The sequence below is a fragment of the Pedobacter sp. R-06 genome (assembly GCF_049913135.1).
GTDB lineage: Bacteria > Bacteroidota > Bacteroidia > Sphingobacteriales > Sphingobacteriaceae > Pedobacter.
Genome location: NZ_CP183977.1, coordinates 5,051,719 through 5,078,076 on the forward strand (window position 1 = coordinate 5,051,719; position 26,358 = coordinate 5,078,076).

Annotated in this window: 25 protein-coding genes; 12 read left to right on the plus strand and 13 right to left on the minus strand. The window is 37.8% G+C overall.

The features are described from left to right. Positions 1-30: 30 nt before the first annotated feature. The 8 genes from gldN to ACN9MR_RS20345 form a co-directional block, all read right to left on the minus strand. Positions 31-945 carry a gliding motility protein GldN gene (gldN, locus tag ACN9MR_RS20310; protein ID WP_426326358.1) on the minus strand — a complete coding sequence of 305 codons (915 nt, stop codon included), beginning with the start codon at positions 943-945 and terminating at the stop codon, positions 31-33. 7 nt (positions 946-952) lie between these two features. Beyond that, positions 953-2,485 carry a gliding motility protein GldM gene (gene gldM, locus ACN9MR_RS20315; RefSeq protein WP_426326359.1) on the minus strand — a complete coding sequence of 511 codons (1,533 nt, stop codon included), beginning with the start codon at positions 2,483-2,485 and terminating at the stop codon, positions 953-955. A 42-nt stretch (positions 2,486-2,527) separates the two neighbouring features. After that, positions 2,528-3,331 (minus strand): gliding motility protein GldL, encoded by an 804-nt coding sequence (gene gldL / locus ACN9MR_RS20320; RefSeq protein WP_426326360.1) that lies wholly within the window; start codon positions 3,329-3,331, stop codon positions 2,528-2,530. A gap of 40 nt (positions 3,332-3,371) precedes the next feature. Further along, a complete protein-coding gene (locus ACN9MR_RS20325) occupies positions 3,372-4,697 on the minus strand; it encodes an SUMF1/EgtB/PvdO family nonheme iron enzyme (RefSeq protein ID WP_426326361.1) in 1,326 nt (441 codons plus the stop codon). A gap of 223 nt (positions 4,698-4,920) precedes the next feature. Next, positions 4,921-5,691, minus strand: coding sequence for a uroporphyrinogen-III synthase (locus tag ACN9MR_RS20330; RefSeq protein WP_029274186.1), 771 nt, complete (start codon positions 5,689-5,691; stop codon positions 4,921-4,923). 14 nt (positions 5,692-5,705) lie between these two features. Next, on the minus strand, positions 5,706-6,683 hold the full coding sequence (locus ACN9MR_RS20335) for a DUF4271 domain-containing protein (protein ID WP_426326362.1): 978 nt from the start codon (positions 6,681-6,683) through the stop codon (positions 5,706-5,708). Positions 6,684-6,785: 102 nt separating this feature from the next. Next, positions 6,786-7,382: a mobile mystery protein B gene (locus tag ACN9MR_RS20340; RefSeq protein WP_426326363.1), complete on the minus strand. Its 597-nt coding sequence runs from the start codon at positions 7,380-7,382 to the stop codon at positions 6,786-6,788. Beyond that, positions 7,373-7,831, minus strand: a complete 459-nt coding sequence (locus ACN9MR_RS20345) for a mobile mystery protein A (RefSeq protein ID WP_426326364.1) — start codon at positions 7,829-7,831, stop codon at positions 7,373-7,375. The genes ACN9MR_RS20340 and ACN9MR_RS20345 overlap by 10 nt, the downstream gene beginning before the upstream one ends. A 186-nt stretch (positions 7,832-8,017) precedes the next feature. Here ACN9MR_RS20345 and hemW point away from each other — a divergent pair, with 186 nt between their 5' ends. The 7 genes from hemW (at position 8,018) to ACN9MR_RS20380 (ending at position 14,575) form a co-directional block, all read left to right on the plus strand. After that, positions 8,018-9,151: a radical SAM family heme chaperone HemW gene (gene hemW, locus ACN9MR_RS20350; RefSeq protein ID WP_426326365.1), complete on the plus strand. Its 1,134-nt coding sequence runs from the start codon at positions 8,018-8,020 to the stop codon at positions 9,149-9,151. An 89-nt stretch (positions 9,152-9,240) separates the two neighbouring features. Continuing rightward, positions 9,241-10,023, plus strand: a complete 783-nt coding sequence (locus ACN9MR_RS20355; protein WP_426326366.1) for an SDR family oxidoreductase — start codon at positions 9,241-9,243, stop codon at positions 10,021-10,023. A gap of 325 nt (positions 10,024-10,348) precedes the next feature. Beyond that, positions 10,349-10,900 (plus strand): fasciclin domain-containing protein, encoded by a 552-nt coding sequence (locus ACN9MR_RS20360; RefSeq protein ID WP_426326367.1) that lies wholly within the window; start codon positions 10,349-10,351, stop codon positions 10,898-10,900. Between the two features lie 212 nt (positions 10,901-11,112). Then, the gene (locus ACN9MR_RS20365; RefSeq protein ID WP_426326368.1) at positions 11,113-11,994 is read left to right on the plus strand and encodes a cupin-like domain-containing protein; all 882 of its coding nucleotides are present in this window, start codon (positions 11,113-11,115) and stop codon (positions 11,992-11,994) included. 69 nt (positions 11,995-12,063) lie between these two features. Continuing rightward, positions 12,064-12,849 (plus strand): DUF3050 domain-containing protein, encoded by a 786-nt coding sequence (locus ACN9MR_RS20370; protein ID WP_426326369.1) that lies wholly within the window; start codon positions 12,064-12,066, stop codon positions 12,847-12,849. A 127-nt stretch (positions 12,850-12,976) separates the two neighbouring features. Then, the gene (locus tag ACN9MR_RS20375; RefSeq protein ID WP_029274179.1) at positions 12,977-13,855 is read left to right on the plus strand and encodes a cupin-like domain-containing protein; all 879 of its coding nucleotides are present in this window, start codon (positions 12,977-12,979) and stop codon (positions 13,853-13,855) included. A 105-nt stretch (positions 13,856-13,960) separates the two neighbouring features. Continuing rightward, positions 13,961-14,575, plus strand: coding sequence for a sugar O-acetyltransferase (locus ACN9MR_RS20380; protein ID WP_426326370.1), 615 nt, complete (start codon positions 13,961-13,963; stop codon positions 14,573-14,575). Between the two features lie 187 nt (positions 14,576-14,762). On the opposite strand, the gene ACN9MR_RS20385 is transcribed toward ACN9MR_RS20380, so the two are convergent. Together ACN9MR_RS20385 and ACN9MR_RS20390 are read right to left on the minus strand one after the other, a co-directional pair. After that, positions 14,763-15,305 (minus strand): hypothetical protein, encoded by a 543-nt coding sequence (locus ACN9MR_RS20385; protein ID WP_426326371.1) that lies wholly within the window; start codon positions 15,303-15,305, stop codon positions 14,763-14,765. Positions 15,306-15,324: 19 nt separating this feature from the next. Next, entirely contained in the window at positions 15,325-15,750 is a 426-nt protein-coding gene (locus ACN9MR_RS20390; RefSeq protein ID WP_426326372.1) for a YybH family protein, read from the minus strand. 93 nt (positions 15,751-15,843) lie between these two features. Between ACN9MR_RS20390 and ACN9MR_RS20395 the strand changes: the two genes are divergently transcribed. From ACN9MR_RS20395 to ACN9MR_RS20415, 5 genes are all read left to right on the plus strand, one after another. After that, the gene (locus ACN9MR_RS20395; RefSeq protein WP_426326373.1) at positions 15,844-16,725 is read left to right on the plus strand and encodes a carbohydrate kinase family protein; all 882 of its coding nucleotides are present in this window, start codon (positions 15,844-15,846) and stop codon (positions 16,723-16,725) included. Positions 16,726-17,033: 308 nt separating this feature from the next. Continuing rightward, entirely contained in the window at positions 17,034-18,131 is a 1,098-nt protein-coding gene (locus ACN9MR_RS20400; protein WP_029274175.1) for a vWA domain-containing protein, read from the plus strand. Between the two features lie 157 nt (positions 18,132-18,288). Continuing rightward, complete coding sequence (locus ACN9MR_RS20405) at positions 18,289-19,776, plus strand: magnesium chelatase (RefSeq protein WP_426326374.1); 1,488 nt, start codon at positions 18,289-18,291, stop codon at positions 19,774-19,776. 9 nt (positions 19,777-19,785) lie between these two features. Continuing rightward, a complete protein-coding gene (locus tag ACN9MR_RS20410) occupies positions 19,786-20,532 on the plus strand; it encodes an AAA family ATPase (protein ID WP_426326375.1) in 747 nt (248 codons plus the stop codon). Positions 20,533-20,587: 55 nt separating this feature from the next. After that, a complete protein-coding gene (locus tag ACN9MR_RS20415; protein ID WP_426326376.1) occupies positions 20,588-21,838 on the plus strand; it encodes a metallophosphoesterase in 1,251 nt (416 codons plus the stop codon). Between the two features lie 131 nt (positions 21,839-21,969). On the opposite strand, the gene ACN9MR_RS20420 is transcribed toward ACN9MR_RS20415, so the two are convergent. From ACN9MR_RS20420 to ACN9MR_RS20430, 3 genes are all read right to left on the minus strand, one after another. Continuing rightward, a complete protein-coding gene (locus ACN9MR_RS20420; protein WP_029274172.1) occupies positions 21,970-22,659 on the minus strand; it encodes a response regulator transcription factor in 690 nt (229 codons plus the stop codon). A 94-nt stretch (positions 22,660-22,753) separates the two neighbouring features. Continuing rightward, positions 22,754-24,427 (minus strand): sensor histidine kinase, encoded by a 1,674-nt coding sequence (locus ACN9MR_RS20425; RefSeq protein ID WP_426326377.1) that lies wholly within the window; start codon positions 24,425-24,427, stop codon positions 22,754-22,756. 3 nt (positions 24,428-24,430) lie between these two features. Then, the gene (locus ACN9MR_RS20430) at positions 24,431-26,314 is read right to left on the minus strand and encodes a S9 family peptidase (protein WP_426326378.1); all 1,884 of its coding nucleotides are present in this window, start codon (positions 26,312-26,314) and stop codon (positions 24,431-24,433) included. Between the last annotated feature and the right edge of the window lie 44 nt (positions 26,315-26,358).

Genomic DNA, 26,358 nt, shown 5'->3' on the forward strand with positions numbered 1-26,358 from the left:
CCGATTTTCATCAGAGCTTTTTCGTAATATTTAGTATTCCCAAAGGCCTTGTTCGTAATCAAGAACGGATTTTTTAATCCTTTCTGATTCGTACAACCTTTCTCTAGGATTGGTAATAATGTCTCTGATCTTATTATCGCCAGGATTCGACTCTTTAACAATATAGCTACTGAATAACCGACGGATAAAGAAATCATCGAAACTCAATGAAGAAGCATCGTTATTGGTATTAATTAAACGTTTCTTCGTTAATATCTCCCTAGCCTCCGGATAGTACACCCAAAATACTGGTTGCCATTGTTTAGAAACCTCATTATATTTTAATGGTGCAATACCTACAATACGCGGTTCGAAAACAGAACGTTTGGTATCGAAAATCCAGTCTTCTTTAATTCTGAATTTCAGGAATAATTCTGGGTTAAAATCATTAACTACAGTAGTAACTGTTCCGGTTTTATTGTTCGAAACCTCTGCTGTTCCTAAAGCCGATTTTGCCGCAGAATCTGCCGACATTGGATTAAGAAAAGCGTCATCTTCGTTCAATGCACTATCAATTGGTGAATACGCTGTTAGTTCGTCCTTTTTAATTGCGGCTATCAATACATCAATTAATCGAGATTTAGGCGATTTTAAGGCTGAGTTAACCGTATCACGTAAGTCTATTTCCCTCCAGATCCGTTTTGCATAAAAAACATCCTCTTCCCTCACGTCAGCCAAAGGAACCATTTCAGTACTGTCAATGTCCTTACGGGCATAAAAACCATCTTTAGGTGGTACCTTAAGTTTCTTTTTAGCTGTTTTAACCGGGGCTTTTACCGTATCTGTAACAGGAGGTGCGGCAACTACTGGTTCAGTTTTCTTTGGCGCTAACTTGGTTGGCTTTTTTTGTGCAAAAGCAAATGAGGTTAACAACACTAAAATAGCAATACTTAAAATCCTTTTCATCTTCTTTTTATTTTACGCTAAACGCTAATGAAGGCAAAATTCTTTGGCGACCATCTGGCCCCACAGAAACAATATCTTCAAAAAACACCCTTGTACCAGGCGTAATTGAGTTTATTGCACCTTTAACTGCACCTGCGAAACTGCCACCACTACCGGGAATGGTTACGGCATCAGAACGCGGTTTTATAATTGTTAACTTATAACGTTGTATTTTAAACTTAACATCGAAAGGAAAATCATCCAGATCTGCTTCAATTTCAGTTTCGCTTTTTAGCTGTACTGAAGCTACATCACCTCCAGCGCGACCACCAACCTTAGCTACAGGAGCTGGGATAGCTTTAACCCTGAATTTTTGTGAACCTAAACTAACCGTTTTACCAGCATTATTCGCGGATACATTGATTGATACTTCCTGACCAACCATGCTTCCCGGAACGTTAACATTATAGTTTCCGTTGCCACCAGACATTGAACCTCCTGAAATGGAAGCACGAACACTTTCTAGTGGGAAACCTGCTGCCGATACCGTAAATGGATTAGCGATACCTGCATAAATTACATTCAGTTTGGTTGAAGAAACAGATGCTGATGGTTTCGCTACCTGATAAGTTTGTGGTTGGGTTTTATATTCTTTTACCTGACCATCGGTTTGGCGAACACGAACCGTACCAACCCAGGTAAACTGTCCAACGCTACTTGTACCGCCGCTATAAGTTCCCTTACCATCTTTAACGGATAATTTACTTCCATTAACGGTAATATCAGGAGTTGATCTTGAATCGCTCGCGGTTAAAAATACTTCAGCAGTATATGGCTGACCTTGAATTACGTAAGAAGTAGGTGCTACTGCAACTGCTGCAAACTGATCCAAATTAACCTGTGCTTTATCCATGTTTCCGAATAATTTTTTAACTACCTCAGCTTCAGCATTTTTAGTATCTGTTTGCAGTTTAGTTAAAATTGTCATTGCGGCAGTTAATGGTGTTCCCTCCCCAAAGTAAGTTTCCTGCCAGTTGCCTTTTCTTTTTCTTGCAGGATCTTTAGCCTCAAGAGAGAATGAAACATTTACTCTATCAGCAGGGTCTAACAAAGAAATTAATTTTTCGCGTGTGGCGTTAATTCTCTTTTTCAGCTCATCTGCTTTCTTTTGATTAATCATGATATTCTGTGCAATATCCTGATTTGATCTATTTACCAAGTCGTCAGTTTCCGGATCTATTCCATCACCTGCCTGGGTAAACTCTTTTTTAATGCTTTCAATATAATTATTCAGATCATCAGCTGCCTTCTGTGCCTGCTTTGCCTTATCGTAAATTGGCTGTGCACGGGCTGGCTCTTCTTTCAACTTCGAATTTTCGAATGCAGAAAACAACTGATTAATGCTTGTATTTACATTGTTTTTAGAAGTATCCAAACTATCATTGATATTTTTGAATGCATCTAAAATGGTATCTGATACGTTTAAGGCGAGCATGGCCAACAATACCAAATACATGATATTGATCATCCGCTGCCTTGTTGTTTCTTTTCCGCCTGCCATGTTTGATGTAGCTTTTCCTTTTAAAATTAAAAACTAAACAAATTATACACGTGGGCTGTTCATAGCCGATAACATATTACCATAAATTGCATTAAGCGATGATAGGTTTTTAGCCAGCTTATTCACCTCTTCTTTAAACTGTTTCGAATCTTCCATCGATTCGTTAAAGTTCTGCATGGTTAACGATAAGTTTGAATAGAATTTATTCATCGATTTTAGATGCGCACTAGAATCTTGTAATTCCAACTCATATACCGCATTTAAAGCTGATAAATTTTTAGCCAAATTGTTAACCTGATCATGGTAAGCCTGAGAATCTACAGTGCTCTCGCCCATTGCTTTCAAATTAGCCGTGGCTTTATCAAAAGATGCGCTTAAATTATCGAAACCAGCTGAAGCTGTCTTAATTTTGCCAGTAAATTCGTTAGTTGCGGTAGATGCATCTGCAACATTAGAAATTGTTGCTACTTTATCACCAAAAGTACGCAAACCAGAGCCTAAACTTTCAATCAATTCAGGACCAATTTTAGCATCTGATAACATTTTATCCAAAGCTGCTGTGTTCGGTGCTGTTGTTGCTACTGGCCTGGCAGATGCCGTTGGTAATTCTCCTTTAAAATCTGCTTTTAATTCAGGGTAAACTCTTTCCCAAGCTGGTTCTGGCTCCGGTGGAAAAAATCCTGTTAAAAAGAATAAAAATGCCTCTACACCAAGTCCAAGACCTATCATGTAGTTACCCATAATTCCACCAATGTGTAGAATTTTAAATAACGCTCCGATAATTACAATACTTGCTCCCCATGAAATCGCTACGTGTAACCAGCCTGGTTGTTTCTTTGCTGCCATAAAATTTTGATGTTTTTCTTTAGTTTTTAGTTTGTTTGGTTTAATGTCTTAGGTCGGTACCAGGATAAGATGAAACGCATCTGAAACCAATGTATGATCTTTGTGTATCCTGATATTCATATGTAGCTACGGCATTTTGCAGAAAATAGCCTGTATCTTTCCACGAACCGCCTTTTACCACTTTACGCTTTTTGTATTTGCTATCGCTTGCACCAGCATCATAAGTAAAATTCGGGTTCAGATCATGTAACAATGGGCTTGCACCTTTATTGTAAGCAGTTAATGTCCATTCAGAAACATTACCTGCCATGTTGTACAAACCATAATCATTAGGAAAATACGATCTAACACCTACGGTATAAATACCTCCATCGCTCGAATAATCGCCACGGCCTGGTTTAAAGTTAGCCTGTAAACATCCTTTTGTATTTCTGATGTAAGGACCTCCCCAAGGGTATTTGGTTTTGGTATTGCCCCCTCTTGCTGCATATTCAAATTCCGTTTCGGCTGGTAATCTATAATCTGATCTAGATCCTACGGGCAATTTTCTTGCTGTAGCAACTCCATCGTACAATCTCGTTCTCCAATGAGAGAATGCTTTTGCCTGCTCCCAGCTTACACCAACCACAGGATAATCATCATAAGAGGGGTGATTGTAATAACCACGTACCATAGGATCGTTTTGTGAATAAGAATAATCTGTTTTCCATACCATTGTATCAGGATAAATAGCAACGGTATAACGATCGATATAATCCTGGCGTTTGCTGTTTGGGTCTTTATGCCCAAGAGCAGCTTTCTCCATATTTAATTCGGCATAAGAATATTCGAATTTACGAACATCCAGTTCTTTTTTTCCCGGAAGTGCGTCCAAGCCTGAATAATACATGCCATCTAATTGGCTCACCTGAGCGGCAGCAGTACCCCTACCTTTATTGCGCCAAATGTTGGCACCGTTTGGTCCAACTTTCTTCCAGTCGATGTATTTCTCCCCACCAACAGCATTTGCAGCATTTCCTTTAGGAGTAACCATAAACTGTTGAGGGTTGCCCATCATCACAATTGCAATAGAATCGCGTACCCAGTTGGTAAACTGACGGTATTCTGCATTGGAAATCTCAGTCTGGTCCATAAAGAATGCGCTAATGGTAACCATTTTACTTGGCCCATTCTGAGAGAAAGTAATATCTTCATCCGATCCACCCAGTGGGGTATGCCCTGGTGGCACATAAACCATTCCTAGCGGGATTCTATCGTTTTTGAACTTTCGGTTATAAGCACCAACCAGCTCGCCTTGGCCGCCATGGCCACAGCTTGCTAGCATTACAGTTATACCTACAATAGCTAGAAGGTAGATTTTCTTCATATTTTTATAGTGTGCACAGCACGATTAGGAGCAATTTTATCAAAAATCACTGAAATTATCAACAAAAGCAAATATTTTACGTTAAATCATCAGTCAAAGGCAATTAAAGTTAGATTAACATTTATCCAACAGCCTTATATTTGTTCAACAATATGCGTAACTCTCTTACTGAGAGTAAAGTTACGCATTTATTATGTTGACTTAAAATAAATTATTTATCGTATTATTTATTAGATATTTTGATGTAATTTTCAATAGCCATCGTCATAGACGGAACGCCTGGGGTTGGCGCAGCAATATCCACTATCAGGTCCATATCGGTACAAGCTTTACTCGTGTTAGTTCCAAAAGCAGCAATCCGGGTATTATTCTGTTTAAAATCGGGGAAATTTTTAAACAATGACTGGATACTTGAAGGACTAAAAAACGCAATAACATCGTAGAATACTTCAGCTAAATCAGATAGATCGCTCACAACTGTTCTAAACAAAACTGCAGGGGTAAAATTATATCCGCTTTTTTCCAAGAACTTCATCGTGTCTTCGGTAGCCATATCAGAACAAGGATATAAAAACTTCTCGTTTGCATGTTTTTTTAGCACCTCTGCTAAATCTGCTGCAGTTTGTTTACCAAAAAAGATTTTACGCTTCCTATACTGAATATACTTCTGCAGATACAATGCAATAGTCTCAGACAGACAGAAATATTTCAGTTCTGCTGGCACTTCATAACGCATTTCTTCGCAGATTCTAAAAAAATGATCTGCTGCATTACGGCTGGTAAAAATTACTGCCGTAAAATCGGCCAGGTTAATCTTATCCTTTCTAAAGTCTCTTGCGGGTACGCCTTCAACGTGAATAAAGGACCTAAAATCAACTTTTAAGTTGTGTTTTTTGGCCAAATCGTAGTAAGGAGATTTTTCTGTTTCAGGTTTTGGTAAAGTAACCAAAATACTTTTTACTTTGCGGATTCTAGAGTCGTTCTTTTCTTGCATTTTCCTTTTTCCTGCTACAGTCCTATCGTTTTAATTAGTATTAATATAGGACATATTTCGAGGGCGCAAAAGTACAAAAATAAATGCATTCTAGAAAACTTATTATTAGAAAGTATCGTTATACCTGCCCGCAGTAGCTGAAAAGCAAAAATAATGCCTAACAGTAAGAATGCCAACACGATATACACCCCACCATATTTAAGTGGAGACAGGGCAAAAGCAACAACTAAAGGAATAAACAATAGCGATGCATTAAAGTAGCTGAGGTACAAAATTGAGATGTATTCTCCCACTGGCTTCTGCACATTGAACAGATAACCCAAAAAGCGTAAAAGAACCAGCTTAAGGGCATAAAAAACAATAATAGTAATCGATATACTAAAAAAGAATTTAAACCCATCTTTAGCCTGATACATATCATTCCACTGTGCTACCAGAAAAAAGAACATCCCAAAAACGAATCCAAACTGCACAAAAAGCAACAAAAAAGGCCACGAACTAAAGAGGTTATCTTCCTTGTTAATATTATTCAAAATTCTGTTACTGAAAAACGATTGAACGATTGCAGATAGTTGTTTCGAAAAAGCATTTTTTAGAATGGCAAAGATGATAAGCATACCAAAAATAAATCCAAGCAAACCAACATTACCTTTTGGGATTTTTGTGCCCAGTTGATAGGGGTTTGCCTTTTTCTTTAAGTGTTGATATTTTTTTTGCCAGGCCAGTAAATCGAGTTTAGGGAAAAGATATTCCTTTTCGATGGTATCGAGTAAAGCCCCCCTATTAATTAAACTATCAGGAAGCACCCAGGTATGGTGAACAAGCGAATCGGTCGAAAATTTCTGTCTGGCGAGAGTTGCCGAATCGGGCCGGTATCTTCGATACTGGTATTGATTCACCGCTATGCTATCTGTTTGAACAGGAATTTCCTGTGCTGCTACAAATTGAGCAGACCATAAAAACACAAACAAAAAGAAAATAAATCTCGGCATGCTGTAAATCAAAACTTAAGGATGCAAAAGTAATCGAATAAACATTGTTTACCTAAAGAAAATAAATGGACATAAGATAAGTTGTCTCGCGCACTGTACTTGCTACGATCTGGCAAACCGAAGAAGCGCTTCATAATTACCTGAATCTGCCAATTTCAGCGCATTTAAATATTGTTTTCTATTCTCGCTTTCTTTTGAAAGATTTCCAGCACCCCAAGTAAACACAGGTCTATCAAATATCTTTTCAATAATCATATCAGCCATTAAACGGCTATGTCTTCCGTTCCCATTAGAAAAACAATGAATACTTACTATGCGATGTTTAAAACGTATAGCAATTTCATCAGGAGAATAGGTATTGCTTTCAATCCAAAACCCCGCATCATCCAGCAAATTCTTTAATTCAATAGCAATCTGCCATCTATCTACCCCAATATTTTTATTTGTTTTGCGAAAAGCTCCTGCCCAAAGCCAAACATCTTTATACATACGTTTATGCACATTTTTAATAAAGGATTCAGTAAACAGTTTATCAGATTTAATTTTTTTTCCGATGGACCATTTTATGGCTCCTTCTATATTTTGTTGCTCAAACTCATCAAGCTCCTCTCTTGTAGCAATGGTAGAAATGAGCAAACCCTCTTTTTCATCTTCATCCAAAGGGGTTTGTCCGCCAATATAAATTAAATCTAATCCCATAAAATTTTTGGCATTTCATTTTTAATTTCTACCGTTCTTTCAATTATCGCCTTTTCGATCCTTTCTTTTGAATTACCCTGATCTTCTAATTGCATTGTGTTTGAAGTTCGAAGTACAATTTTCGTAGCCAGTTCATTGGCTTTTTTTTCAATCATTGCTTCCAACGATCCATCTTTAGGCACAAAGCCATAAACCAGTTCCATATCTAAAACCCGACCTAATTCTCTTAGAGATTTTATAGTTATCGAACCATCTGCCTCTCTTTTTTCGATATCTAAAACCGCTTGTCTACTTACCGATAATTTATTGGCCAATTGCTGCATAGACATACCAAGTGTGTTACGGATTGCTTTAATCCAGCCACTCGGCGGAATTGCAATCCTGCTTAAAGTGGCGAAACTTAAAAGCTTGCCATTTAGTTGTTGCAACATTAATGATTTCTTTCCCATAACACTAATAGTAAAGCTATTACTTTACTTAATGAACACAAAAGTAAAGCTATTACTTTACAAAATCAAATAAAAAGTAAATATATAGCTTTACTTTTCTTGTTATCATAAATTTATGCAACCATTCAAACTACTAACTAAATATTATGACAATAAAGAAAACCTAACTTCGCTATCTTTGCATCAATGTCTGGTATCTATATTCATATCCCTTTCTGTAAAAAGGCCTGTCACTATTGCGATTTTCATTTCAGCACTTCCTTAAAATATGCTGATGAAATGATTGATGCGATCTGCAAGGAGATTAAAATGAAAAAAGATCGGATTAGCGGACAAGTTGGAAGTATTTATCTGGGAGGAGGAACACCTTCTATTTTATCGCAGGCAGCTTTACAAAAGATTTTCGATACGATTAATCATACTTTTTCAGTCGATTCGAATGCTGAAATTACCATCGAAACCAATCCCGATGATTTAACCACGCAGAAATTAAAAGAACTGAAACAGTTACCTGTTAACCGCTTTAGCGTGGGTATTCAATCTTTTTACGATGAAGATCTGACCTGGATGAACCGGGCGCACCAGGTCCAAGAAGCGGAAGATTGCATCAGAAGAAGCCAGGACGCCGGTTTTGAAAACCTCACTCTCGATTTAATTTATGGTTATCCTTTACTTACCGATCAAAAATGGTTGAACAATATCCAGAAAGCAATTGAGCTGGAGGTTCCGCATATTTCGGCCTACGCCCTAACAGTAGAACCCCGGACGGCTTTAGCTCATGCCATCAAAAACAAAAAACAAACTCCCGTAAACGATAACCAAAGTGCTGCTCAGTTTGTAATTTTGATGGATAAACTGATTGATGCAGGATTTGAACATTATGAAATTTCGAATTTTGCAAAACCGAACCACTATGCCGTACACAACACCAATTACTGGAAAGGTGTAGATTACATCGGCATAGGCCCATCAGCCCATGGCTTTAATGGCCAGAACCGCTATATGAACCCCGCCAATAACGCCCTGTATATGGAAACACTAGGCCATAACAAACTTCCTGAAATTATTGAAGAACTGAGTTTAAACGACAGATTTAATGAGTACATCATGACTTCGTTAAGAACGATGTGGGGTACTGATTTACAAAAAATAAATACAGATTTCGGGAAAGACTTTTTAACAGAAACAGAGCACAACCTTAAAAATTTCGAGGATAAAGATTGGCTAGTGGTTGACGGAGATAAGATTTGTTTGAGTCAAAATGGAAAATTATTTGCCGATCATATTGCTTCGGAATTGTTTATTATTGAGAATGATTGAAGGAATGAATTTTGAATGATTGAATTTATTTTACTGCAGAAACCAACTATTCTCTCATCAATCATTCTTTAATTCAATAATTATATATTATGTCAAAAATTATATGGATTACAGGCGCATCATCAGGTATTGGTGAAGCCTTGGTATATGAATATTTTAAAGCGGGTAACAAACTGATCATCTCGGGAAGAAATCGCGATGAGTTATTCCGTGTAAAAGGAAACTGCCAAAACTCTTTTAACGTACATGTTTTACCATTCGATTTAAGCGAAACGGTTACACTCGAAAACAAAGCTGCCGATGCCATCCGTATTTTTGGAAAAATAGATTTACTGATCAACAGTGGTGGTGTAAGCCAGAGAAGTTTAGCCCTCGAAACCAACCTGCAAACAGAGCAACAGATTATGGATACGAATTTCTGGGGAACAGTGGTATTAAGCAAAGCGGTTTTGCCTTTAATGATTGCCAATGGTGGTGGACAGATCGTTGTAATTAGTAGCCTTGTTGGGAAATTCGGCACAAAATTCCGCTCTACTTATGCGGCATCAAAACATGCATTGCATGGTTATTTCGATTCACTCCGATCGGAGGTTTACGATAAAAACATCGATATTACCATCATCTGCCCAGGTTTTATCAAAACAAATGTAACCTACAATGCACTTACCGCAGATGGTAAACCCTTAAATAAAATGGGTGATGCACACGAAAATGCCATGACCCCGGCCGAATGTGCCAAACAAATTATGCAGGCTGTTAGCAACAAAAAAGAAGAAGTTTATATCGGCGGAAAAGAAACCAGAGCCGTATTATTGAAACGCTTTTTTCCGAAGATTTTTTCTAAAAAGGTAAGAACGGCGAAGGTGAACTAGCACTGCGTTTTGAGGTTGGCGTTAAGCGTGAAACACAAAGTTTATGAAGGATGCGACTAAGGGACGAGCCCAATTTATCTAAACCCGGTTGAAGCGATATACTTTTGGCGTCATGCTGAGCGGAGTCGAAGCATAGCCAAAAGATTTAGCGAAAAACGGGACTAACCCATCCCAAGAACCACCACAGCATCTTTACAAATCGAAAAAATAAAAATTAAAACACTAACAATCAGCATATTATAAATTATTTTTTATTTCTAAAAACCAAGTATCTGTAAGCCATCGTAAATGGAATCAAATAACAGAAACTTAAAAATTAGAAATAATGAAAAATTTAATCTTAACCGCATTCGCGGTAATTACCATGGCATTCACTACTCAGGTTTATGCTCAAAAAAATCCAATGGTCGGTGGCGCAGCCATGTATTCGACTAAGGATATTGTAGACAATGCTGTAAATTCAAAAGACCACACTACGCTGGTAGCGGCCGTTAAAGCTGCAGGGTTGGTTGAAACTTTAAAAAGTGCTGGTCCTTTCACTGTTTTTGCACCAACAAATGCGGCATTTGATAAACTTCCTGCCGGAACTGTTGGCAACCTTGTTAAACCAGAAAATAAAGCAACATTGACTACTATTTTAACTTACCATGTTGTTGCTGGCAAAATGGATAGCAAGGCAATTGCAAAAGCAATTAAAGCTGGTGGCGGCAAAGCAGAACTTACAACAGTACAAGGTGGTAAACTTTGGGCCTGGATGGAAGGCAAAAAATTAGTTTTAAAAGATGAAAAAGGTGGAATGAGCACTGTAACCATTGCAGATGTTTACCAGAAAAATGGCGTGATCCATGTAATTGATACCGTTTTAATGCCGAAATAAAATTTAAAAAATATCCTTATTAAAATCAAAAATCACACCCTAAGTGGTTTTAACATTAACGCACTTGCTTATAAGTAAGTGCGTTTTTCGTTGCCAAGCATCATACTTTCTGACTTTTTTTGATGAATTGTCAGTTTTTTTTAAAGTTTTTGTATTTGTAATGTTTAGTGTTTTTTAACTATTTAATTTTGTTGCATTAATAGTTTTTTAACATGAAATTCAATTTATCTCCGATAGATGTAGTTGAAGACATATCTCAATCAGATTTCGAACTGAACTACCTTAAACCACGTAAACCTTTGGTGATAAAAAACATGGCCAAAAAATGGCCTGCTTATCACAAATGGACGTTGGAATACATGAAAGAAGTTGTAGGCGATAAAACTGTTCCGCTTTACGACAGTTCTAAAGCCGATCCTTCTAAACCTATAAATGCCTCTGCTGCCGAAATGAAATTTGGCGATTATATTGACCTGATAAAAGAAACACCGACCGATCTGCGCATTTTTTTGTTCGATCCGATAAAATTTGCCCCCAAACTACTCGAAGATTATATCGCACCGAAAGATTTAATGGGCGGTTTTTTAGATAGTTATCCAAATATGTTCTTTGGCGGTAAGGGATCAGTAACGTTCCTACACTACGACATTGATTTAGCACATATATTCCATACTCACTTTAATGGCCGTAAGCATGTGATCTTATTCGATTACAAATGGAAGGAACGTTTGTATCAAATCCCCTATGCCACTTATGCTTTAGAAGATTATGACGTAGAGAACCCCGATTTTGATAAATTCCCGGCACTAAAGGGTGTTCAGGGCGTTGAAGCCTTTTTAGAACACGGCGATACCTTATTTATGCCAACCGGATACTGGCACTGGATGAAATACCTGGATGGATCTTTTTCTATTAGCCTAAGGGCATGGGATAAAAGCTGGCGGGTAAAAGCAAAAAGCTTGTATAACTTAACTTTACAGCGTAAATTTGACGACTTTATGAAAGCAAACTATCGCGAGAAGTACATGCAATGGAAAGAAGGGCTTGCAATTAAAAGAGCAAGTAAAGCACTAGAAAAGAATTTACCAAAATAAAAACAAAAGCTAACGATTGGATAATAAGGTTTGGACACCAAACGCCTAGCTCCAAACACAAAACTCAATATGCATCCTAACATTATAAAAATCCAGGAAAGAATAGCGCCGCTTAGGCAGGAAATTATTAACCACAAAGTTTATTCAGCCATTAGTGAAATAGAAGATCTTCGGGTTTTTATGGAACACCACATTTTTGCCGTTTGGGATTTCATGTCGCTGCTTAAAGCCTTACAAATTAATTTAACCTGTACTACATTGCCCTGGTTCCCAGTAGGCGATCCTGTTACCCGACAACTGATCAACGAAATTGTGGCCGGTGAAGAATCGGATGTAGATGCCAATGGAGCGATTAAAAGTCACTTCGAGTTATATTTAGATGCAATGGATCAATGCGGTGCCAATACAAAACCCATCAATATTTTTTTACAGGAACTAAAAAACGGGAAAAGTTTTAATGAGGCTTTCGAGAAAGCGGATGTTCCTGCAGCAGCAAAGGGTTTTGTAAATGCTACCTTTGAAACCATTAACAGTGGAAAAACACATTTACAGGCTGCAAGTTTTACTTTTGGCCGAGAGGATTTAATTCCAAATATGTTTTTTAGCATGGTAAATGACCTGAACAGTACCCAGGCAGATAAAGTTTCTATCTTTAAATATTATTTAGAGCGCCATATCGAAGTAGATGGCGATCACCATAGCCATTTGGCACTCTCCATGACAGAGAAACTTTGTGAAAAAGATGAGGCCTTTTGGGCTGAGGCAGAGGAAACCACAAAACAGGCACTACAAAAAAGGATCGACCTGTGGGACGCTGCCTATGCCGAAATTGTTAAAAATAAAGTTGAGGCGTAATTACTAAATTGTTAAGTATTTGCTAATTTAGATTACGTGATTTTAGTCACATTTACCTGTTAACATCAATTTTGTAAAATAAAATTTACACATTTGTTGTTCGGCACAAATAACCGATTTTAAGCGCATGAGTTTCATTTTAAAACCTGTTGATATCGTTGAGAGCATCACTCCCGAAGATTTTAAGAAAAATTATCTGAAAACTAAACGTCCGTTAGTAATCAGGGGCCTAACTAAAGACTGGCCTGCCAGAGAAAAATGGACGACTGAATATTTAAAGGAAATTGGTGGCGAGCTTGAAGTTCCACTTTACGACAACTCTAAAGCAGATCCATCTAAACCGATCAATGCTGCTACGGCGCATATGAAATTTGGCGATTACCTTGACCTGATCAAACGCGAGCCAACTGAGCTGCGTATATTCTTTTTTAACCTGTTTAAAAAAGTGCCTAGCTTAATAAATGATGTAAAAATCCCTAAAGATTTAATGGGTGGTTTCATCGAAAGTATGCCTGCTATGTTCTTTGGCGGTTCTAACTCAGTGACCTTTTTACATTACGACATCGATTTACCACATATTTTCCATACGCATTTTGGTGGTAGAAAGCACATCGTTCTTTTCGACAACAAATGGAAAGACAGATTGTATTGCCTGCCAAATGCAACTTATGCTTTAGAAGATTACGATGTGGCTAACCCTGATTTCGAAAAATTCCCGGCACTAAATGGTGTAGAAGGTTATGAAGTTTTCCTGGAGCATGGCGATACTTTATTTATGCCAACCGGAATGTGGCACTGGATGAAATACCTGGATGGGTCGTTTTCTTTAAGTTTAAGAGCCTGGGATCAATCAATTACGAGAAAAGTAGCCAGTGTTTGGAGTTTATTTACCCATGGAGCTATAGACAGTTTAATTAAAATGACTTTCAAAGAAAAATATGCACACTGGAGAGAGAAAAAAGCAGTTAAAATTGCCGAAAGGGCTTTAGCCAAAGGCAGACCATAGAAAAGTATTGAAAAAGTAAAATACAACGGGGCATCGGTTACGATAGCCCCGTTTTTTGTTATTATTGCGGTTAAACACCGGGAATTAAAAATCAGATACTAAAAGATGGAAAACAATATCCTTAGCGAAAAAGAAAAAATGCTGGCCGGCAAAGCTTATCAGGCTGGCGGCGAAGAACTATCAAAAGAAAGATTAAAAGCACGTGAAATTGTTTTCGAGTTTAATAACCTCGCACCGAAATTTATCAAACAACGAAAAGAGTTATTAAAAAGGTTATTCGGAAAAACAGAAAGGATGTTTTACGTAGAACCTCCATTTAGATGCGATTATGGTTACAACATCGAAATCGGTGATAATTTTTATGCAAACTTTAATCTTGTTATTTTAGATTGCGCAAAAGTACGCATTGGTAACAGCGTTTTCATTGCTCCGAACGTGGCTATTTATACCGCCGGTCATCCTATCCATGCACATTTACGCGATCAGGAATATGAATGGGCGCAGGAAGTGACCATTGGCAACAGTGTTTGGATTGGTGGAAATGTAGTGATTAACCCCGGGGTAAAAATTGGGTCGAATGTGGTCATCGGATCAGGCAGTATTGTAACCAGGGATATTCCGGATAATGTTTTTGCCGCAGGAAATCCATGCAGGGTAATCCGCCAGTTAACAGATGCTGATAAGGATTATTATTATAAGGATTTTAAGTTGGGAGAATAAATAAAATATAAAACAATCATCATCCCCGTTTATCACAAAGTGATTCTTATGGGACAACGGGGATGCATGAGATGGACGATTTTATCGCCATTCTATACTTCTCAAAAATACTGATCTCGCCAACCCTCGTTACAAACGGGGACAGATTTAGATTAATTATTCAACTTTAATTGTGAATAACCGTTCATTAATTTGCTTTAAACGAGCTGATCATCGAATCAAGTAGTTTTTGATGAAGCCTGGCTTCTATCGCTTCGCCACTGAATATAAAAGAATAGGTTTTACCTTTCAATTTAAAAAGAGTGATACTCCCGATATTTCTATCCGCAATGATTGAGGTTTGAAAACCCACCCTAAGCACTGCTTTATTTCCAATTTTAATATTGCGAGCGGTATCGAGCAATCCAAAAGTTATCTTTCGTTGCTGATAACTACTTCTGCAAGAACGAATGGTTGTTTCAAGAAATGAGTTTAGATTAAGGTCTTTATTAATTTGCGTCAAAATCAAAAAAGCATCCTTGCTTAAGGGCTCATCATTCTCCAGAGAGATTATGCGGGTTCCTTTTGCTCCTTCCACCGTTCTGTCTTTTTTAACCTTCCAATATTTGTTGGGCAATAGGAAACTCAATCCATTTTTTTGGTAAACGACGGGTTGGTCTTTACGGTTTGAAGCGTAATTACAAGAAGCGAATAGCAATAAAGAAAAAATAATTCTAAATATATTTTTCACATTTGATGCAAATTACTGCTTATGAACTATGATCAGCAACTACTTTCCATTCGCCCTTAATTTTTTTAATTAACAAGGTAAAATATCCTTTAAGTTCATCCTTTTCACGTTTAACATTCCAGCTGCCCAACACAAAAGCCAAATCAGGCTTTAAAAAATCGACCTTTTTAATTCCGAATACCAGAAAACCCATTGCTGATTTATCCGGATAGCCCTTTTTATAATTATCCAATGTTTTTTGCCAGCCATAAGTCGGTCCGTTTTTACCTACAAAAAGTAAACTATCCGATTTTTCATAACCCTGCATAAAGGCTTCAACATCGCCTTTGTTCCAATCTGTGCGTTGCTTTTCGAGTAAATTAAGTATGGCCTGTTTATCTTTCGCATTTTGAGCAAAAGCACTAAAAGAAGCTAAAAACAATGCAAATACAAGTATTCTTTTCATGGTCATTTGAGTTGAGGTAAAAATTAAAGATATGAAACAAATTATTTTGTTCCATGCGTAAAAATTCTTTATTTACATACCTATAAATCTCCTATGCAAAATAAAGTAATCACAATTGGCGAAATACTCTGGGATGTTTTCCCAGAAGGTAAAAAAGCTGGCGGATCGAGCATGAACGTTGCGCTTAATTTACACAAACAAAGTATAGATAGCAGTTTTATTAGCGCAATTGGTGATGATGAAAATGGGAAAGAGCTATTCGATTTTCTAGCCAGTAATCATTTTGCAACTGATTTGATCCAGGTAAACGCCGAATTACCAACCAGTACGGTTGTGGTGCAGTTGGATGAAAACCATCAGGCCACGTATACGATTAAACAACCTGTAGCATGGGATGACATCAAAATCACGGATGAAAACATAGCCGCCGTAAAACAGGCCGATGCCTTAGTATATTGCAGTTTAACCTGTAGAGCGGAAGAATCTAAAAAAACCATTCTTGCGCTTTTAGAAAACGCCAAAACTAAAATATTCGACATAAATCTTCGTGCGCCTTTTTATACCAAAGAATTAATTGGAATACTTTTGGCAAAAGCAGATATCCTAAAAATAAATGAAGAGGAAATTTTATGGGTAAAAGAATCTTTTGGTTTAAGCGGTAATACAGATGAACAACTTTTAAAACAACTTTCCAGTCAGTTTAATATCGAAATCATCTGCCTCACGCTTGGTGATAAAGGTGCCTGCGTTTTAAAAGATGGCAAATTGTTTAAACACCCTGGCTACAAGGTGCAGGTGGCCGATACAGTTGGCGCCGGCGACGCCTTTTTAGCCACATTTATTGCCTGTTACCTACAGGGTTACTCTATTGAAACCACACTAGATAATGCCTGCAAAGTTGGGGCTTTTGTAGCCTCGCAAGCTGGAGCAAACCCGAATTACAATAAAAAGATTTATCATATGGCGTTGGGTTAGCTTTATTTTTTAGCCACGGAAACACAGATTGACACGGAATTTTTATTTCTAAAACGGTGGGTTTTGCGTTAGGGATTGTAAGGGTTCAGTGCCGATCTTCATCGGTACCGGAGCGAAGCGCAGCCCTGTAAAGCCCGACCCTTGCGCAGCTTGGGGAACGCCCAGATCAGTTTGACAGTTTTCAGTTGGCAATTTAATCCGCTTTGGTCTTTCGACTTTTACCTTCCTGCTTGTTTCCAAATATGACACCCCGCTTAAATTAATGCAAAGCGAAACTTTTATCTTCGATAAATCGTTAATATAAGCACATGAGAGGTTTTCGTTTTTCTGATTATAAGCCGGGCGATGCGCCAAAGGGTGGCTTTGATGAATTGCTGAAATTATTTAGCGAACTGCTGAATTATACAGCTGGAGATGCAGCAGAGGCCTTAAGCTGGCTGAATGAGCTCGATAAGCAATATAAATTAACCAATAACGATTACGGTATAGGGAATTTTATCGACGACCTGAAGGACAAAGGTTATCTTACGGAAGACAATCAATCTGGAGAATTTAAAATTACCGCCAAAACCGAACAAACGATCCGCAAATCGGCCCTTGATGAAATTTTCGGGAAACTAAAAAAATCAGGACGGGGAAACCACAACAGCAACCAATCGGGGGTTGGCGAAGAGAAAAATGCCGATAGACGTGAATACAGTTTTGGGGATAGTTTGGATCAGATTGATATGACGGCCTCTATCCACAATGCGCAGATTAACCATGGTATTGGCGATTTCACTTTAACAGACCGCGATCTGGAAGTAGAGGAAAAGGATTTTAAAACATTAACATCTACTGTATTGATGATCGATATTTCGCACTCAATGATCCTATATGGCGAAGACCGGATTACCCCTGCAAAAAAAGTTGCGATGGCTTTGGCCGAGCTGATTAAAACGAAATATCCTAAAGATACTTTAGACATTGTGGTTTTCGGAAACGATGCCTGGCCAATTAGCGTGAAAGACCTGCCTTATTTACAGGTTGGTCCTTATCATACCAATACCTATGCAGGCCTAGAATTAGCTGCTGATTTACTCCGCCGAAGAAAAACGCATAATAAGCAGATTTTCATGATTACCGACGGAAAACCAACCTGCTTAAAAGAAAATGGCAAATACTATAAAAACAGTATGGGTTTGGATAGGAAGGTAATTAATAAAACCTTAAATATGGCTGCCCAGTGCAAGCGGCTGAAGATCCCGATCACTACATTTATGATTGCCAAAGACCCTTACCTGCAACAGTTTGTACGCCAGTTTACCGAAATTAATGGCGGCAGGGCTTTTTATAGCTCGTTAAATGGCTTGGGCGAGTACATTTTTGAAGATTACATTAAAAACAGACGTAAGACAGTTAAATAAGGTAAAGAGCAGAAAGGTGGAAGGTTTAAGGCAAACCCAAAGCCGGAAACACCTACCTAACGAGTCTAAGAAAACATTTTAAACAGGCGAAGATTTAATGGTTGAATGCTGCGCGCTGCAACCCTAAACCCTAAACCTTAAAACCGATTTTAAAAAGATGCAAAACACCACATTAGGCGAATTAAAAACCACAGGATATAAATCGAGATCTGTAAAAGAAGAGCTTAGGGAAAATCTGATTAAAGTTCTCCGCGATAAAAAAACCGAATTTGAGGGCATTATCGGTTACGATGAAACAGTAATTCCTGAGCTGCAAACAGCCATTTTATCACGCCATAATATTTTACTTTTAGGTTTACGTGGGCAGGCAAAAACACGGATTGCCCGTTTGATGGTAAACTTATTGGATGAATATGTGCCATATGTTGCCGGAAGTGAGATTTTTGATGATCCGTTAAATCCAATTTCATGGTATGCTAAAAACGAAATTGCCATAAAAGGCGATGATACCGAAATCGCCTGGTTACACCGCAGCGAAAGATACACCGAAAAACTGGCGACACCCGACGTTACCGTTGCAGATTTAATTGGCGATGTTGATCCAATTAAAGCCGCAACATTGAAATTAACCTATAATGATGAGCGTGTAATCCACTTCGGTTTAATTCCGCGTGCACACCGCAGCATTTTCGTAATTAATGAGCTACCCGATTTACAGGCCCGTATCCAGGTGGCATTATTTAACATGCTGCAGGAGAAAGATATACAGATCCGTGGTTTTAAACTGCGTTTACCCCTGGATATTCAATTTGTATTTACCGCAAACCCTGAAGATTACACCAATCGTGGAAGCATTGTTACGCCGTTAAAAGATAGGATCGAAAGTCAGATTTTGACCCACTACCCTAAAACTATCGAAATTTCGCGCAAAATTACTTTTCAGGAGGCAAAATTAACCACCGATCAAAAAGCCAATATTGAGGCCGACGGGTTGGTAAAGGATTTAATCGAGCAGATTGCTTTTGAGGCACGTAAAAGTGAGTATATAGATCAAAAGTCAGGTGTTTCAGCCAGGTTAACCATTTCTGCTTATGAAAATTTAATCAGCACGGCTGAAAGAAGAATGCTGATTGCAGGCGAGAAAAATACTTTTGTACGTTTATCTGACCTTGCAGGAATTATCCCGGCAATAACCGGTAAAATAGAACTGGTTTACGAAGGGGAACTGGAAGGGCCAGCACATGTAGCCACAACTTTAATCGGCAAGGCGGTTAAAACCTTGTTTGCACGTTACTTTCCTGATCCTGAAAAAGCGAAGAAAAGTAAAACGGCCAATCCTTATACCGAAGTAACCGAATGGTTTACCGAAGGTAATAATGTAGATGTTACCGATGCGTTAACCAATGCACAGTACAAAAAAGCGCTAATGCTGGTACCGAACCTGTACGATCTGGTTAAAAAATTCCATCCTAAATTAAGCGAAAATCAAACTTTATTGTTAATGGAATTCGTATTGCATGGTTTAGCTGAATATTCGCAATTAAGCAAAAATTATTTAAATGGCGGCTTCGGTTTCGCTGATATGTTTGGCAGTTTATTTAACGCCGAATTTGACGAAGAAGAAGATGAGGACGATTTCAGATAATCATATTTAATGGAGTTTAACGGATATCTTTTATCGATGAGATTAAATCAAGACAATGTTCCTGATGGATATCCGTTTAACATTCCATGTATAAAATCTTTTGAAGGATTAGCTTTTCATCCAAACGTTACATTTTTCACAGGCGAGAACGGCGTTGGTAAGTCTACATTAATTGAAGCAATCGCAATCTATCTTGGCTTTAATGCGGAGGGCGGTAGTAAAAACTTCAACTTTAGAAGTGCAGAAACACATTCTGACCTTCATAATTTTTTAACAATATCGAAAAGTTTTAGAAAGCCAAGAGATGGTTATTTTCTTAGAGGTGAGAGTTTTTACAATGTTGCCAGCGAGATTGATAAGCTAGATGAGGAGCTTGGCGGACCAAAAATTATAGATTCTTATGGCGGGCTATCTTTACATGAACAATCTCACGGACAATCGTTTTGGGCACTATTTATGAATCGATTTAGCGGAAATGGTGTTTATATTCTCGATGAGCCCGAATCGGCACTTTCGGCAACAAAACAAATTGCGATGTTGTCAAAAATCAATAATCTTGTCGATAAAAATGCTCAATTTATTATCACAACACATTCGCCGATATTATTAGCTTATCCCAATGCCTATATTTATGAAATGGCTGATGGTAAAACAACCAGGATAAAGTATGAAGAATCGGAGGTTTATAGAGTTTACAAATCCTTTTTAGATAGTCATAAGCGAATTTTAGATAATTTATTTACCTCAAATACCTAAATTTAGGCATTCAAAGAATTAGCCTGATTATTTACTTAATACATAAACCCGATATATGGGAAGATTACCTTTTATCATTGCTGCCTGCATTTTCATCATTGCATTTGATATTTATTGTTATAAGGCCATTATTGCTGTTTTTAAAAAATGGAAACCGACTACTAAAAAAATATTTGCTATTGCATATTGGAGTTATAGCCTGCTTCTGATTCTCGGCGTTTTTTGTGGAATTTACCTCAACCTTTTCCTTACGTTAAGAGCCATTATTTTGGTTGCCTTCTTTTTAACTGTTGCCTGTAAACTGGCTATGCTTCCATTTTTGATCTTGGATGATTTACGTAGATTGTTCATTAAAATTTTCAGGAGGAACAAAAAAAGTGAAGTTTCAACAGTGCAAAATACAGCAGCAGAACCCATTTCACGCTCTGAGTTTCTGGTTAAAGCCGGATTGGTGGCAGCAGCAGTACCCTTAACTTCATTAAGCTGGGGGATTATTTCTGGCGCATACGATTATCAGGTGCGACGGGTAAATTTAATCCTCCCTAACCTACCTAAAGCTTTTGACGGCATTACCATGGGGCAGATTTCTGATATCCACTCTGGAAGTTTTTACAACAAAACAGCCGTAAAGGGCGGTGTAGAAATGCTATTGGGAGAGAAACCCGATTTCGTTTTTTTTACCGGCGATTTAGTGAATAACCTTACCAATGAGGTAAGAGATTATCAGGATATATTTTCGAAAGTAAAAGCACCTCTGGGTGTATATTCAACATTGGGAAACCACGATTATGGTGATTATTTTTTTGGCAAAGAATCCTCTCCTGCTAAGGTAAAAAACCTGAAAGATATGGTTGATGTGCATAAAGTAATGGGATACGATTTACTCATGAACGAAAACCGGAGATTAAAAGTAGACGGAGAAGAAATCGGAATTTTAGGTATCGAAAACTGGGGCATGGGCCGCTTTCCTAAATATGGAAAAATGGAGCTTGCAGTTCAGCATACAGACGATTTACCGGTTAAACTTTTGCTTAGTCACGATCCTTCACACTGGCGTGGAGAGGTTTTAAAGAAATACCCGCAAATAGATGCGATGTTCAGTGGCCACACACATGGAATGCAGTTTGGCGTTCGTTTCAAAGAGGCTCAATGGAGCCCTGTCCAATACATTTACAAAGAATGGGCAGGTTTATACCAGGAGCAAAAACAACAGCTTTACGTTAACGTGGGCTATGGCTTTTTAGGCTACCCGGGCAGGGTTGGTATTTTACCAGAGATCACAATATTTACTTTAAAAAGAGCATAATTGCGAATATACTAAGTTGATGTCACATTGAGCCTGTCGAAATGCTTCTATAAAGGTTCATCGACAAGTTCAGGATGACAAAATTATAATTTTAGTGATGTCAGATGTTACCATCTGACGGCACAATATAATTATCCCGCATTAAAGCGATAACCTACCCCCCTAACAGTTTGTAACAACTGCGGATTATCAGGATTTAATTCTATCTTCTTACGTAAGCGCACAATATGCATATCAAGCGTTCTGGTATTAACATCAGAGTTGTAGCCCCAAACCACCAACATCAGTTCATCACGGTTGATTACTTTCCCCGGGTTGCGCAAGAAATAAAGGAGGATACGGTTCTCCAATATCGTTAACTCGATTTTCTTTCCATCTCTGAACAACGTGTGGATGTTTGGATGGTGCTCCATATTACCAAAACGGTGAATTTCGGCAGTATCTTTATTCACGATAAATTTCACCTTGCTCTCCAGCATCGCAACCAAAACATCCATATTAAATGGTTTAGTAATATAATCAGATGCACCAAAGTTATAGGCATCAATTTTATCTACGTCCTGTGCTTTAGCAGTCATCATAATGATCAGGTTTTCGAATCCTTGCTTGCGCACATTCTCGCAAACCTCGGCACCCTGTTTACCCGGCATCATCCAATCCAATAAAACTATATCGGGCTGATCGGCAACAATCATTCTTTCACCAGCTTCGCCATCATTTGCTTCAAGCACAGTATAACCTTCAGCCTTTAAACGGTGGGCCACAAGAAAGCGAAGATTTTCATCATCTTCTACGATTAATATTTTTACTTCTTTTGACATTTGTATGTGTTTTATTTGCGGTTGTAACGTTGCAATGTTTGAAGGTTAATTCAACTTTACAACCTTTCAACCTGTAACCTTTCAACTCCTAAAATTAACTATTATAAGGCAGCACTATTTTAAATTCAGTACCACTTCCTACTTTACTTTTTACAGAGATTTCCCCATCCATAAAGTTAACCAGTTCTTTGCAGAATGCCAAACCCAGGCCTACACTGCCCATTTGGTTATATTCATTCTGAATTCTGAAAAACTTCTTAAATATATTGTTTAATTCTGATGCTGCGATACCTATCCCTTTATCAGCAAACCGAAAAACCAGCACCCCTTTAATCAACTTTGCACTAATGTGTAATTTTTTCTGTTCTGGTTTCGAATATTTGTAGGCATTTTCTGCCAGATTATCGAATAAACTCCCCAATAATACCGGATCGGTAATAAAGGTTTTAAAGCCCACCACCTCATAAGTAATCTTAAAATCGGGATGTTTTAACGTATGTGATTCGATGGTACTTTCAATAAAATCTACAATATTAACTTCTTCCTGGTTCAGCTTAATCGCCTTATTTTCAATCTGCGTAAAGGCCAGTAACTTGTTCATTAAACCATTCAGCTTGTCGGCTTCTTCATCCAGTATTTTCCCATAAAGCTGCTGCTCCCTTTGGCTTAATGTGGTAGCACTTTTAATATTGTTCCCCGCAATTTTAATCACACTGACGGGTGTTTTAAACTCATGTGTAAGGTTATTCACAAAATCGTACTGTAGTTTAAACATTTTGCTATTGATGTTGAGGTTACGGTAAATTAAAAATGCCACCAATAAAAGCACACCATATACCAATAAAAGCACCAGGGCAATCGGCATGAAGTAAATAAAAATTTCTTTCTTAATGTAAGATTTTGATGAAATGAGGTACAGTTTAAAATCAGAAAATGCGCCTGGCAGGGCAATTTCAGTATTAATATTTTCGTCAGAAGTATCAATCGGGTCGTATGTAAGCGGTTCAATCCTGATCGTTTGGTACAACAATGGTCTGGTATTGATGACCTTGATTTTATGTGCATCGAGATTAAAAACCAGTACATCCTGTTGATAAACAGGTGCCGGATTTAATTTCCGTCTGATCATATCTTTATAAGCCCTTAAATCTTCCCGGCGGGGAATATTTAAATAGGTGATTTTATTTTCGTTCGAGTTAACGATAGAGAAATTAGTAAATAATTCCTCTTGTGTAGGTACCGATGCCGTATCCAGATCCTCAACAAACGTGGCAAGTTTAATGGCTATGGCGTTAAAATCGCTTCCCACATTAAAAGATCTGGTATCATCTTCTGAATATAATTTTACCGAATCGGGCTTAACACCTTTACCAAACTGAAAAATAGATTTAGGCCCAATACCTAAGTGGTTTGCATTGATCCCATCCTTTACAGGAACATTCTTTACCTCGGTATCGTAAAAAGTAACCTTCGAGATAAAAGGATATTTTAACATCACGGTATCTACAAACTTTGCCGCTGTAGAAGAATCTAAAAAGCCACTATAATATGAAATCTCGGGCATTTTATTCTGAAAGAAATCGTTATAAGGCTTAATGCTTTGCTCTAGCACGTTTACTTTCTCAGATACAAAATCGTTTTCAATCGACTTCTTACTGTAGTTAAATGCTAAAAAAAGCGATAGGATAAAAAGAATGGAAATGAGTACAATAAAGGTTATACCAAGCGAGAAATTTTTACGATAACCACTTTTTTTATCTAAGGCCATACCCTATTTCTTACCTAGATTTTCCTGTAAAAATTCTTCTAATGCTTTGTACAAAGCCGTTCTGCTCTGTTGACGTACTATAGGGTTTGGCCCTTCTTCCTTTTCGATATAGGTAACCTGAACATTCCGTTTTTTCAGTTCTTTGATAAACTGAACACCTTCTGCTACATTAACACGCGGATCTTTAGGGTTCTGTGCTATAAAAACAGGCGATTTAAACCGATCGGCATGGAAAACAGGCGATGCAAACCGCATATAATCGGTATCGGTTACCGGATTGCCAACAATTTCATAGTACATCTGCAAATTCGCTTTTAAAAACGGTGGTATGGTTTTCAGGTAACTAAACAAATTGATTACACCTGAATTTGACCCTCCACATTTATAAAGATCGGGATTTTTATACAAACAATTTAATGCAATATAACCACCAAAACCATTGCCATAAATGGCGATTTTTTTAGGATTGGCAATTTTTTGTACAATTAACCATTTTACGCCATCATTAACATCTTCCTGGATTTTATCGCTCCACTGCTTAAAACCAGCAGCATAAAAAGATTTACCATAGCCGGTAGACCCACGATAGTTTACCTGCAAAACAGCATAACCACGGTTAGCCAAGAACTGAACTTCTGCATTATAGCCCCAACTATTTCGCCCTGTAGGGCCATTATGCGGCAGAACCACTACTGGCAAATTAACAGCTTTTTTATTTTTGGGTAAGGTTAAATAACCGTTTATGGTTAAATTATCGGAGCTTTTAAAAGAGATTGGTTTCATCGCACTCATATCGCCCTGCTTAATAGATGGGCTAATATCAGTTAGTTTTTTAAGTTTATTTTCGCTAACGGTATAGAGATAATAAGAACCCGGATTTTTATCGGTAAATGTTCTTACTACAAAAACCTTATCCATTTTATCTTTATCCATAATCTTCCATTCAGTACCTGGCAAAAGCCGATCTATTTTGGAATAGGTATTCCTCGTACTGTCATCAAGGTAATATTTTTCCTTTTTCCAGGTTTCGCAGGTTACAAAAAGCATTTTCTTTTGTGGTCGCGAATATTTTGCATCTACCACGTTTAGGGTATCGTTTGCAAAAAGTACCTGTTTCTCTTTCCCTGTTTTTAAATCGAGTGCTACTAGCGCATTCTTATCCCTATTTACATTTGAAATGGCATAAAGTATATTGGGTTGGCTTTCTGAGAAGGCAACAGGCTGTAAAGTGGTTTCGAAATTGTTGGTTATTACCGGAGCAAAAGGCTGGTTTTCGTTTTCCCGATACATTAAGGTTTCGTTCACTCCATCGCTCGCTACAGCAATTTTCAATACCCCTCTATTATCAGTCATCCATTCGGTAATATTGCCAGGGTTCTTAGCTGCAATATCCATTTTACCATTCCGAACATTTAACCGGTAAACATCGAAAACTGTCGAATCGCGCTTGTTGGATGCAACAATAATGTATTTATCATCAATCAACTGATCTTCTATTACCCTTAACCTGTTTTTCTCATTTGCACTTAGCTGAACCTGCTTGCTTCCATCTTTATTGATCACGAAAATATCCGATTTACGCTCTTTAGATTCGTCTTCAGTATAATAAATCAATTCGTTATTGCTGGTCCAGAAATGAAAACTGATATTCTTTCCATTCAAATGGGTTAACTGAAGACTATTTCCGGTAGCAAGATCTTCAACAAAAAGATCAAGCTTTTTATCATGAAGCTTTAAGTAAGATAGACTTTTCCCATCCGGAGAAATGCGATAATAGGCTTTATCTTGCGTTTTAAAAAAATCGTCCACAGGAATAGTATCATTGTTTGTGCCTTTACAGGCCCAGATCAATGCAACCATTAACAATAGAAAAATCTTTTTTAGCATAAATAAATCCTTTACGGGATGACAAAAATAAGTATCATAACAAC

Bases quoted from the DNA above. Each gene is read 5' to 3' on its own strand.
- gldN (WP_426326358.1), bottom strand. From the start codon at position 945: ATGAAAAGGATTTTAAGTATTGCTATTTTAGTGTTGTTAACCTCATTT.
- gldM (WP_426326359.1), bottom strand. From the start codon at position 2,485: ATGGCAGGCGGAAAAGAAACAACAAGGCAGCGGATGATCAATATCATG.
- gldL (WP_426326360.1), bottom strand. From the start codon at position 3,331: ATGGCAGCAAAGAAACAACCAGGCTGGTTACACGTAGCGATTTCATGG.
- ACN9MR_RS20325 (WP_426326361.1), bottom strand. From the start codon at position 4,697: ATGAAGAAAATCTACCTTCTAGCTATTGTAGGTATAACTGTAATGCTA.
- ACN9MR_RS20330 (WP_029274186.1), bottom strand. From the start codon at position 5,691: ATGCAAGAAAAGAACGACTCTAGAATCCGCAAAGTAAAAAGTATTTTG.
- ACN9MR_RS20335 (WP_426326362.1), bottom strand. From the start codon at position 6,683: ATGCCGAGATTTATTTTCTTTTTGTTTGTGTTTTTATGGTCTGCTCAA.
- ACN9MR_RS20340 (WP_426326363.1), bottom strand. From the start codon at position 7,382: ATGGGATTAGATTTAATTTATATTGGCGGACAAACCCCTTTGGATGAA.
- ACN9MR_RS20345 (WP_426326364.1), bottom strand. From the start codon at position 7,831: ATGGGAAAGAAATCATTAATGTTGCAACAACTAAATGGCAAGCTTTTA.
- hemW (WP_426326365.1), top strand. From the start codon at position 8,018: ATGTCTGGTATCTATATTCATATCCCTTTCTGTAAAAAGGCCTGTCAC.
- ACN9MR_RS20355 (WP_426326366.1), top strand. From the start codon at position 9,241: ATGTCAAAAATTATATGGATTACAGGCGCATCATCAGGTATTGGTGAA.
- ACN9MR_RS20360 (WP_426326367.1), top strand. From the start codon at position 10,349: ATGAAAAATTTAATCTTAACCGCATTCGCGGTAATTACCATGGCATTC.
- ACN9MR_RS20365 (WP_426326368.1), top strand. From the start codon at position 11,113: ATGAAATTCAATTTATCTCCGATAGATGTAGTTGAAGACATATCTCAA.
- ACN9MR_RS20370 (WP_426326369.1), top strand. From the start codon at position 12,064: ATGCATCCTAACATTATAAAAATCCAGGAAAGAATAGCGCCGCTTAGG.
- ACN9MR_RS20375 (WP_029274179.1), top strand. From the start codon at position 12,977: ATGAGTTTCATTTTAAAACCTGTTGATATCGTTGAGAGCATCACTCCC.
- ACN9MR_RS20380 (WP_426326370.1), top strand. From the start codon at position 13,961: ATGGAAAACAATATCCTTAGCGAAAAAGAAAAAATGCTGGCCGGCAAA.
- ACN9MR_RS20390 (WP_426326372.1), bottom strand. From the start codon at position 15,750: ATGAAAAGAATACTTGTATTTGCATTGTTTTTAGCTTCTTTTAGTGCT.
- ACN9MR_RS20395 (WP_426326373.1), top strand. From the start codon at position 15,844: ATGCAAAATAAAGTAATCACAATTGGCGAAATACTCTGGGATGTTTTC.
- ACN9MR_RS20400 (WP_029274175.1), top strand. From the start codon at position 17,034: ATGAGAGGTTTTCGTTTTTCTGATTATAAGCCGGGCGATGCGCCAAAG.
- ACN9MR_RS20405 (WP_426326374.1), top strand. From the start codon at position 18,289: ATGCAAAACACCACATTAGGCGAATTAAAAACCACAGGATATAAATCG.
- ACN9MR_RS20410 (WP_426326375.1), top strand. From the start codon at position 19,786: ATGGAGTTTAACGGATATCTTTTATCGATGAGATTAAATCAAGACAAT.
- ACN9MR_RS20415 (WP_426326376.1), top strand. From the start codon at position 20,588: ATGGGAAGATTACCTTTTATCATTGCTGCCTGCATTTTCATCATTGCA.
- ACN9MR_RS20420 (WP_029274172.1), bottom strand. From the start codon at position 22,659: ATGTCAAAAGAAGTAAAAATATTAATCGTAGAAGATGATGAAAATCTT.
- ACN9MR_RS20425 (WP_426326377.1), bottom strand. From the start codon at position 24,427: ATGGCCTTAGATAAAAAAAGTGGTTATCGTAAAAATTTCTCGCTTGGT.
- ACN9MR_RS20430 (WP_426326378.1), bottom strand. From the start codon at position 26,314: ATGCTAAAAAAGATTTTTCTATTGTTAATGGTTGCATTGATCTGGGCC.